A 9751-nucleotide genomic window follows, 5' to 3' on the forward strand; every position below is an offset into this window, starting at 1 on the left:
GGACGAGAATATCGATTTCATCGGCATTGATATGTATGCGCCGCTGACGGATTGGCGTGACGGCGACACGCATCTCGACGCGCAGGAATGGCCGTCGATCTATGACACGGCCTATCTTCGTTCCCGCATCGCGGGTGGCGAAGGCTATGACTGGTATTACGCAAGCGATGAAGACCGCGCCGCACAAATCCGAACGCCCATTCCGGATGGTGCTCATGGCAAGCCCTGGGTGTGGCGCGCGAAAGACCTTAAGAACTGGTGGTCCAATCTTCATTATGACCGTCCGGGCGGGGTTGAAGCATCTGAACCGACAGCTTGGGTGCCGAAGTCAAAGCCTGTCTGGTTCACGGAACTCGGTTGCCCGGCGGTGGACAAGGGAACGAACCAGCCCAATGTCTTTGTCGATCCGAAATCATCAGAGAGCAGCTTGCCGCATTTCTCGCGCGGTACGCGGGATGATTTCATCCAGCGCCGTTTCATCGAGGCCGAAATGTCATGGTGGGACCCCTCTCACCCGGAGCATGTCGCAGGCAGCAATCCCGTTTCGCCGATTTATGGCGGGCGGATGGTGGAGCCGTCCCGCATCTTCTTCTGGACATGGGATGCGCGGCCCTTCCCGATCTTCCCCGAGCGACAGGACATCTGGTCGGACGGTGCGAACTGGCGGCTTGGCCACTGGCTGAACGGGCGCATGGGCGCAGCTTCCCTGCCTGCATTGGTGAGCGCGATCCTGAATGATGCGGGTTTCGCGGATGCCGATGCCGCCACGCTTCACGGCGTCGTCGAAGGTTTCGTGATCGACCGCATCATGTCGCCGCGCGCGGCCATCGAACCGCTCATGCTGGCGGGTTTCTTCGACGCGGTGGAAACCGAAGGCGGCATCCGCTTTCGCCATTTCGGCGATGCCGCCGAAACATGGTTGACACCGCCAATGCTCGCCGTGGCGGATGATGCCGCCACGCCGGGATGGAAACTCGTGCGCGGGCAGGAAACGGAACTCCCCGGCGCGGTGAAGCTCACCTATATCGATGGCAGTGCCGATTATCGTCAGGCAGCGGTCGAAGCGCGAAAGCTCAGTGGCGATAGCCAGCGCGTCGCCACCGCTTCTCTACCCATGGTGCTGACACAGCCTGAAGCGCAGCGCATTGCCGATCTCTGGCTGCAGAAAAGCTGGGAGGAGCGCGAGCGCGCGGAACTTGCTCTGCCGCCGAGCCTTGTGGCTCTGGAGCCGGGTGATCATGTGAAGCTTGATCTCGGGCATCGCGTTGCGCGTTACCGGCTGACAGGCATTGTGGATGCAGGCGCGCGCGAAGTCTCTGCGGTTGCAAGCGCACCGGGCCTCTTTGCGGCAATGGAAGCGCCATCGCGGTCTTCCACGCCGGACCTGCCGCCGGACTGGGGAAGGCCGCTTGCGGTTTTCATGGACCTGCCGCTGCTGAGCGGCGATGAAACACCCCATGCACCGCGCATCGCTGTCGCGGCGGAGCCATGGCCGGGCGGCGTTGCGGTTTATCGGCAGGGGAGTGCCGGTCTTGCACTTGACCGTGTGGTGCGCGCTTCCGCGACGCTGGGGTGCACAGCATCGGCGCTGATGCCGGGTCCCGTGTCACGCTGGGATGAAGCGAATGAGCTGGTCGTCGTTCTCTCAAGCGGCGTGCTGTCGAGTGCCGATGCGCTTGCGGTTCTCGGTGGCGCAAACCGCGCCGCGCTGGAAACGCCTGAAGGTGAGTGGGAGGTGATCCAGTTCCGCACCGCCGAACTCATCGCGCCGGACAGTTTCCGGCTGAGCGGTCTGCTGCGCGGGCAGGCGGGCACGGAATCTGCCATGCGGGAACCGCTGGAGGCAGGCGCGCGCTTTGTACTGCTAGATGAAGCGGTGGAGGAACTCGGACTGGCCGAGGCAGAACGCGGGCTTGAGCGGCAATGGGTCTATGGCCCGGTACCGCTCCCCTTTGACGATCCAACCTATGAAAGCGTGAGCCGAAGCTTTGCGGGCATCGGGCTCCGGCCGCTCTCGCCTGTCCATCCGCGCGCGAAAAGGATGCCGGATAGTGCCATCCGCATCGGCTGGATAAGGCGCACACGGGTTGGCGGTGATAGCTGGATGGGGCTTGATGTGCCGCTTGGTGAGGAAATGGAAGCCTATGAGGTGGAAATCTGCGACGGCGATCGGGTGAAGCGTGTGCTGGTTTCCGCAACAGCGGAAGTTTTCTACTCAACCGCCGATCAGGAAGCTGATTTCGGTAATTCGGAACCCGCTTTCCTCGATGTCAGGATTTATCAGATGAGCCGCAGCTTCGGTCGCGGCGCAGCAAGGAGGGCGCGCCTTCATGTCGAATAGTTTTCATCTCGCTCTGCCTTTCGTGGAGGCAGCACAGGCGCAGAAGCATGTCACGGTGAATGAAGCGATCCGTAAGCTCGATGCACTGCTGCATCTCTCTGTCCTGACACGCACTCTTTCGAGCCCGCCGGAAGAACCGGGGGAGGGGGCGCGCTACATCGTCGGTGCGGAAGCGGGTGATGCGTGGAGCGGTCATGAAGGCGAAGTTGCCGCTCTTATTGATGGGGCATGGACTTTCTTCACGCCCCGCGCGGGCTGGCGCGCTTTCGATGAAGAGGCAGGCGTGCTGCTTCTGCATGACGGAGCGAACTGGTCCCCGATTTCGGGCGCAGGCAGCGCCATTTCTTCGCCAACGGGTGCCGCTACCGCACTGACGCTGATCGAGGGCGAGCATGAGCTGAACGCGGGAAGTACATCAGATACAAGCTTTCTCATCCCCGACCGCGCGATCGTGCTTGGTGTGACGGGCATCGTCACCGAGGCGATCACCGGCGCGACGACGTGGAAGCTCGGCGTTGCCGATGATCCCGCGCGCTATGGCAGTGGCATCGGTGCCATGGTGGACGCCACGGTGATCGGCGTCAGCGGCACGCCTTGCGCCTATTACGGCGCAACGCCTCTCCGTCTCACAGCAGAGGGTGGAGACTTCACGGGCGGCAAGGTGCGGCTCGCCATTCACTGTCTGGAACTTGCCGGCCCCGCCGCCTGAACGGCGGGGAACAACCAACTGTCACACCAGAAAGGAAAAGACATGGACTATCTTCTGAACGGCCTTATAGGCGGTGCCTTCGCCCAGTGGATCGAAGCCGTGCTTGCCGTTGTCGGCGCGGCCTCCGCCGTCGCGGCCATCACGCCCACGCGCAAGGACGACGATATTGTGAGCCGCATCGCCCGGGTGGTGGATGTGATCGCCCTCAATATCGGCTATGCCCGCCGCAAGTAGCGCGCGCCCTTTCAAGAACTGCTCAAGGCCGAATCCCGCTTGCCGCTTTCCTGCGGCGGCGGGATTCGGCCTTTTTGCCGTTTGAAATGCGCCCTTTCCGCAAGGTCAATCTGTGTCTCTCCCGGCCTCTTTTCCGGGCGCGGACAGAGGCCTTCTTTGCTGCTAGAAAGACCTCCGACTGAAACGGATAGTGGCTAGCCATGAATCTGGAACTGAACGGGAAACGGGTCCTTGTCTCCGGTGCCTATCGCGGTACGGGGCACGCCATCGCGCATGCGCTTGCGCGGGAGGGCGCGCATGTGCTTGTGCATGGCTTCGAGGCGGGGGTGACGGAAGAGGCCGCCGCAGCGATCCGCGCGGCGGGCTTCAGCGCGGAAGCGGTGACAGGCGACATCCTCACCGATGAAGGCGCGGCGGAAGTCGTCGCCGCTTCCGGCGAGGTTGATATTCTCATCAACAATTACGGCACGGCCGATGCGGGCACATGGACCCGCACCGAAACGGACGGCTGGATCGAAGCCTATGAGAAGAACGTGCTCTCTGCCGTGCGCCTCACGCGCGGGCTGATAGGGCAGATGAAAAAGAAGGGCTGGGGCCGCATCATTATGCTCGGCACCATCGGCTCGACGGAGCCTGCCGCGCGGATGCCGCATTACTACGCGTCGAAAGGCGCGCTGGCGACCATGACAATCTCGCTCGCCAAGGAGCTTGCGGGCACCGGCATCACCGTCAATCTCGTCTCGCCGGGCCTCATCCGCACAAAGGAAGTGGAAGAGCGCTTCATCGCGCAGGGGCGTGAGCGCGGCTGGGGCACGACATGGGAAGAAGTCGAGCCGCATGTGCTGAAAAATTTCATGGGCAATCTCACCGGCCATGTTCCGCTGCCTGAAGAGATTGCTGATCTGGTGGCGTTCATCGCAAGCCCGCGTTCCGGCGCGATCAACGCCCTCAATATCCGCATTGACGGCGGCACCACCGCGCTCGTCACCTGATCCAGAAGACCCGGGAGAAAAAAGATGCAGCCCTTCAGGTTCGATCTCTGCGAACTGCCAGGCGAGACGGAAGGTCTCCGGCAGGAGATACGCGCCTTCCTCGCCGAGGAACTGCCTTCCATACCGAAAGTGACGCGCGCGCAGACATGGTCAGGCTCGGACGAGGCCTTCAGCCGCAAGATGGGCGCGAAGGGCTGGATCGGCATGACATGGCCGAAGAAATATGGCGGCCATGAGCGCAGCTTCTTCGATCGTTATGTGATGCTGGAAGAAATGCTCGCCGCCGGTGCGCCTGTGGGCGCGCATTGGATCGGCGACCGCCAGTCCGGCCCGCTGCTTCTGCGCTTCGGCACGGAAGAACAGCGCCAGATGATCCTGCCCCGCGTAGCAAAGGGCGAATGCTATTTCTGCATCGGCATGTCGGAACCGGATTCAGGCTCGGACCTCGCCGCCACACGCACCCGCGCCGACAAGGTGGATGGCGGTTATGTCGTCAACGGCACGAAGCTCTGGACCTCCGGCGCGCATATGGCGCATTATATGATCGGACTTTTCCGAACCGATTTTGCGCCGGAAGCAAAGCACTCCGGCCTCACGCAGTTCCTTGTTGATCTCAAGAATACAGACGGCATCACCATCCGCCCGATCAGGGATCTGGCGGGCAATGCGCATTTCAACGAAGTCATCTTTGAAAATGCCTTCGTGCCGGACAATATGCTGGTCGGCTCGCCGGGCAGCGGCTGGGCGCAGGTGACAGCGGAACTCGCCTTCGAACGCTCCGGACCGGAACGCTATCTCTCAAGCTTCCTGTTGATGGTCGAGATGATCCGCGAGCTTGAAAAGCGTGGCGGCTCGGAGGGTGCGGAAGTAATCGGCCGCCTTGTGGCGCATCTCGTCACGCTTCGCCAGATGTCGCTCTCCGTGGCAGGGATGCTCGAAAAGGGCGAGAACCCGGCGCTCGAAGCATCGGTCGTGAAGGATCTCGGCGCGATCTTCGAACAGGACATGCCGGTGCGCGCGCATGACCTGCTGGGGCTTGAACCCATGATCGGCGAAGGCAGTGATTATGAGCAGGTGCTTGGCTATCTGACACAGACCGTACCGTCCTTCTCGCTGCGCGGCGGTACACGCGAAATCCTGCGCGGCATCATCGCCCGCGGTCTTGGCCTGCGCTGAGGGAGGAAGAAATGGACGAACTGAAAACAATCCTTTCCGACAGCGTGAACGGTCTCCTCTCGGAGCGCGTGACAAGCGAGCTGATCCGCAGGGCAGAGGAAGGCACTTTCCCGAAGGAACTTTGGGACGAGGTAGAGGCAAACGGCCTCACCCGCGTCATCGTGCCGGAAGCACAGGGGGGAGCGGGCGCCGGATGGGCCGATGCCGCTATTGTGCTGAAGGCGGCGGGCGAGCATGTGGCGCCGCTTCCGCTGGCGGAAGGGCTTCTGGCAAACTGGCTTCTCGCGGAGGCCGGTCTCGATATCCCGGAAGGCGTGACGACGCTTCTCGAAGGCGAGTTCACGCTTGAAGACGACAGGCTTTCCGGCACCGCAAGGCGCGTGCCCTGGGGCCGCGACGCGGCGCATGGCGTGGTGCTGGTGAAGGGCAAGGCCGTGCTGGTGCCGCTTGCGGGCGCGAAGATCGAACCCGGTGTGAATGTCGCCCGCGAGCCGCGCGACAGCGTAACGCTTTCGGGCGTGACGGGAAGTGCCGCCCCGATCTCGCTGCCGGAAAATGCGATACGGCTTTTCGGCGCGTTGGTCCGCTCTTGCCAGATGGCGGGCGCGCTGGGCTATCTCTCGTCGCAATCGGTTGCCTATGCGAATGAGCGCACGCAGTTCGGCAAACCCATCGGCAAGTTTCAGGCGATCCAGCAGCAGCTTGCCGTGCTTTCAACACAGGCGGCAGCTTGCGGCGTCATCACCGACTATGCCTGTGCGCAGGTGGAAAAGCGCGGCGCGGATGCGGCCTTTGAAATCGCCGCTGCAAAAATCCGCGTGGATGATGCCTCCGGTATCGCCACATCCATTGCGCACCAGGTGCATGGTGCGATCGGCTTCACCTATGAACATTCGCTCCACTTCGCAACGCGCCGCCTCTGGGCGTGGCGGGCGGAATTTGGTGCTGGCAGCGAATGGGCGAAACAGCTTGGCCGCGAAACCATTGCCGCAGGTGCAGACGCGCTCTGGCCGCACGTGACGGCCCGCTAGAATTTGATTTGCAAGAGGACAGTCCGATGAAAGTTTCCGAAGCCCTCAAGACCCGCATCACCTGCCGCGCCTTTCTCGACAAGCCGGTGCCGGAAACAACGGTGCGCGAGATACTGGAGCAGGCGAAATACGCGCCTTCCGGCGGCAATCTCCAGCCCTGGCATGTCTATGTGCTGACGGGCGAGAAGCTGAAAGAGTTTCTCTCGATCATCGAGGCCAAGCAGAAGGACAATCCTTTCGGTGAGGGCACGGAATATGACATCTATCCGAAGGGCCTGACCGAGCCTTACAAGTCGCGCCGCTTCAAATGCGGTGAAGATATGTATGCGACCATCGGCGTGTCGCGCGAGGACAAGGCGGGACGGCTCGTGCAATTTGCAAAGAACTTCCGCTTCTTCGATGCGCCGGTTGCGATTTTCTTCGCCATTGACCGCCAGATGGGCTTTGGCCAGTGGGTCGATCTCGGCCTTTTCATGCAGTCGGTCATGCTGGTTGCGCGCGAACACGGCCTCCACACCGCGCCGCAGGAAGCCTGGGCGATCTGGTACAAGACCATCGGCGAGTTTCTCTCCATGCCGGAAGAGCTGATGCTTTTCTGCGGCATGGGGCTTGGCTATATGGATGAAAGCGCCCCCATTAACCGTTTGCGGACAGACCGTGCGCCGCTTGAGGAATTTGCTACTCTGAGCGGGTTCTGAGCCGGAGCGGGCGGGCAGGGGGCAAATCCTGTTCATCCGGGGTTCAGCGTCGATGGCCTATGAAAGGGGCATGATGACGCCGAAAGCCATATGGATCGCCCTGACGATCACCTTCTTCCTCTCGCTGGGGCTTGGCCCTGCACGGGCGGATGAAACGCTTCTCGTACCTGCCCAGTGGGGCGGCTACCAGTCCGAACAGGACCGGACGCGCGACGCAGTGCGTTCGGGTGAGGCCATATCCCCGGGCCAGGCGAAGCAGGCGGCGCTTGCTGCCTATCCGGGGCGTTTTCTCGATATGAGCTTTGGCGGCAATGCCTATAACGTGAAGATCATGACGGCCCAGAACAGGGTTATCGTTGTGACGGTGGATGCGGCTTCGGGCCGCGTGCTCGGCGCGCGTTAGGCCGGAAGGTGGGAGAAGAAGAATGCGGCTGCTTGTTGTCGAGGATGACCAGTATCTCAATCGTCAGCTTGTTACGGCTCTGGAAGAGGCGGGCTATGTGGTGGACAGCGCCACGGATGGCGAGGAAGGCCATTTTCTGGGCGACACCGAACCCTATGACGCAGTGATTCTCGATCTCGGCCTGCCGGAAATGGACGGCGTGACGGTGCTAGAGAAATGGCGCCGCGATGGCCGCACCATGCCTGTGCTGATCCTCACCGCGCGCGACCGCTGGAGCGACAAGGTGGCGGGCTTTGATGCAGGTGCGGATGATTATGTCGCCAAGCCCTTTTTCATGGAGGAAGTGCTGGCGCGTCTGCGCGCGCTCCTGCGCCGCTCCACGGGCCATGCGACAAGCGAGCTTGAATATGGCTCCGTCCGCGTTGATACGCGAAGCTCCCGCGTGACGGTGAATGGCCGCGCGGTGAAGCTCACCTCGCTCGAATATCGCCTGCTCGCCTATATGATGCATCATCAGGGCCGCGTGATTTCGCGCACCGAACTGGTCGAACATCTTTACGATCAGGATTTCGACCGGGATTCCAACACGATCGAGGTTTTCGTGGGGCGTCTGCGCCGCAAGCTCGGAAAAGATGTAATCGAGACCGTGCGCGGCCTCGGCTACCGGCTGGCGGCGGCGGAAGATGCGGCGTGACAGTCTCGCATTCCGGCTGATTGCAGGGGCTGCTCTCTGGAGCGTGATCGCGCTTGTGGCAGGCGGCCTCGTCCTTTCCACGATCTTCCGGAATTCGGTTGAAAACAGTTTCGACAGCCGCCTCAACGTGCTGCTTCACAGCCTGATCGCAACGACGGAAGTGAATGCGCAGGGCGAAATCGTGCGCCAGCGCGGCCTTTCCGAAACGCGCTTCGATCTCGCTTATTCGGGCTGGTACTGGCAGATATGGCCTGTGGCGCCGCGCCCGGCTCTCCGCTCCCGTTCGCTTTTCGACCAGTCGCTTGATCTTTCTGCTGCCGAGGCGGTGGAGCGCAATGCCATCGGCCTCAAGGTTTTCGACACGGTGGGGCCGGAAAACCAGCCGCTGCGCGTGGTCGAGCGGCGGGTGATGTTGCCGGGTTATGACGTGCCGGTGTCCTTCGCGGTGGCGGGGGAACGCTCGGAAATGAATATGGAGATACAGAGCTTCAACACCTGGCTCATCGTCTCCATGGTGGCGCTGGGCGCGGGGCTGCTTGTGGCGCTGCTCATTCAGGTGCGCTACGGCCTCCGCCCGCTTGAAAATGTGCGCGCCTCGCTTGCGCAGATCAGAAGCGGGCGGGCGACGCGGCTTGAAGGCGAGTTTCCCTCCGAGATTGAACCTCTGGCCGAAGAACTGAACAGCCTTCTCGAAAACAACCGTGAGGTGCTGGAGCGTGCCCGCACCCATGTCGGAAATCTTGCCCACGCGCTGAAAACACCGCTCAGTGTGCTGACCAATGAGGCACGCACGCATGACGGTCCCTTCGGCGAGACGGTACGGCGCATGGTGACGCAGATGCGCGAACAGATCGACCGGCATCTGACGCGCGCCCGCATGGCGGCATCTGCCAATGTGCTGGGCGCGAATACGCCGGTGAAGCCTGTTCTCATGGGGCTTGCCAATGCGCTGGAGCGCATTCATGCCGAGCGTGGCATCTCCATCGAGATCATCTGCGACGATGAAACCGGCTTTCGCGGTGAGGCGCAGGACCTTGAAGAAGTTGCCGGCAATCTCCTCGACAATGCCTGCAAATGGGCGGAGGAGGAGGTAACCATCTCCGTGCACGCGCGGGGGATCGAACGGCGCAACCGCCCCTTTATTCAGATCGTGGTGGAGGATGACGGGCCGGGGCTGCCGGAAGATGCCCGCAAGACCGCGCTGAAGCGCGGCGCGCGGCTTGACGAGACAAAGCCCGGCTCCGGCCTTGGCCTTTCCATCGTGACAGAAATTGCGGAGCTTTATGGCGGGGAGCTGAAGCTCGAAGCGGCAAAAAAAGGCGGGCTTCGCGCTGAACTTTATTTGCCGGCCTCGACCACGGCAGCCTGAAACTCGCGGATTTCTGCGGTTTTTCTCCAAAAAGCTGAACGCCAGATGAACGGTACATTCAGCCCCCGCTCAAGGGCGCACGCTTATCTTCGTGACTATCGGAT

The 9751-nt window shown here is 62.0% G+C and carries 10 protein-coding genes; all 10 read left to right on the plus strand.

Annotated features, from left to right (window positions below):
• The coding region (locus WBF74_RS07660) for a baseplate multidomain protein megatron (RefSeq protein WP_424437635.1) at window positions 1–2341 on the plus strand (2341 nt) is incomplete at its 5' end.
• Window positions 2331–3050: a DUF2793 domain-containing protein gene (locus WBF74_RS07665; RefSeq protein WP_424437638.1), complete on the plus strand. Its 720-nt coding sequence runs from the start codon at window positions 2331–2333 to the stop codon at window positions 3048–3050. The genes WBF74_RS07660 and WBF74_RS07665, both read left to right, overlap by 11 nt.
• A 42-nt stretch (window positions 3051–3092) precedes the next feature.
• The gene (locus WBF74_RS07670; RefSeq protein WP_424437641.1) at window positions 3093–3284 is read left to right on the plus strand and encodes a hypothetical protein; all 192 of its coding nucleotides are present in this window, start codon (window positions 3093–3095) and stop codon (window positions 3282–3284) included.
• A 200-nt stretch (window positions 3285–3484) separates the two neighbouring features.
• On the plus strand, window positions 3485–4276 hold the full coding sequence (locus WBF74_RS07675; protein ID WP_424437644.1) for an SDR family NAD(P)-dependent oxidoreductase: 792 nt from the start codon (window positions 3485–3487) through the stop codon (window positions 4274–4276).
• A gap of 24 nt (window positions 4277–4300) precedes the next feature.
• Window positions 4301–5452: an acyl-CoA dehydrogenase family protein gene (locus tag WBF74_RS07680; protein WP_424437647.1), complete on the plus strand. Its 1152-nt coding sequence runs from the start codon at window positions 4301–4303 to the stop codon at window positions 5450–5452.
• An 11-nt stretch (window positions 5453–5463) separates the two neighbouring features.
• Window positions 5464–6483: an acyl-CoA dehydrogenase family protein gene (locus WBF74_RS07685; RefSeq protein ID WP_424437650.1), complete on the plus strand. Its 1020-nt coding sequence runs from the start codon at window positions 5464–5466 to the stop codon at window positions 6481–6483.
• Between the two features lie 26 nt (window positions 6484–6509).
• Complete coding sequence (locus WBF74_RS07690; protein WP_424437653.1) at window positions 6510–7181, plus strand: nitroreductase; 672 nt, start codon at window positions 6510–6512, stop codon at window positions 7179–7181.
• A gap of 52 nt (window positions 7182–7233) precedes the next feature.
• The gene (locus WBF74_RS07695) at window positions 7234–7584 is read left to right on the plus strand and encodes a PepSY domain-containing protein (protein ID WP_424437656.1); all 351 of its coding nucleotides are present in this window, start codon (window positions 7234–7236) and stop codon (window positions 7582–7584) included.
• Window positions 7585–7606: 22 nt separating this feature from the next.
• Complete coding sequence (locus tag WBF74_RS07700; RefSeq protein ID WP_424437659.1) at window positions 7607–8278, plus strand: response regulator; 672 nt, start codon at window positions 7607–7609, stop codon at window positions 8276–8278.
• Window positions 8268–9647: an ATP-binding protein gene (locus WBF74_RS07705; protein WP_424437662.1), complete on the plus strand. Its 1380-nt coding sequence runs from the start codon at window positions 8268–8270 to the stop codon at window positions 9645–9647. The genes WBF74_RS07700 and WBF74_RS07705 overlap by 11 nt, the downstream gene beginning before the upstream one ends.
• Window positions 9648–9751: the final 104 nt, after the last annotated feature.

This window comes from Parvibaculum sp. (genome assembly GCF_049672805.1).
In the GTDB taxonomy this organism is placed as follows: Bacteria; Pseudomonadota; Alphaproteobacteria; order Parvibaculales; family Parvibaculaceae; genus Parvibaculum.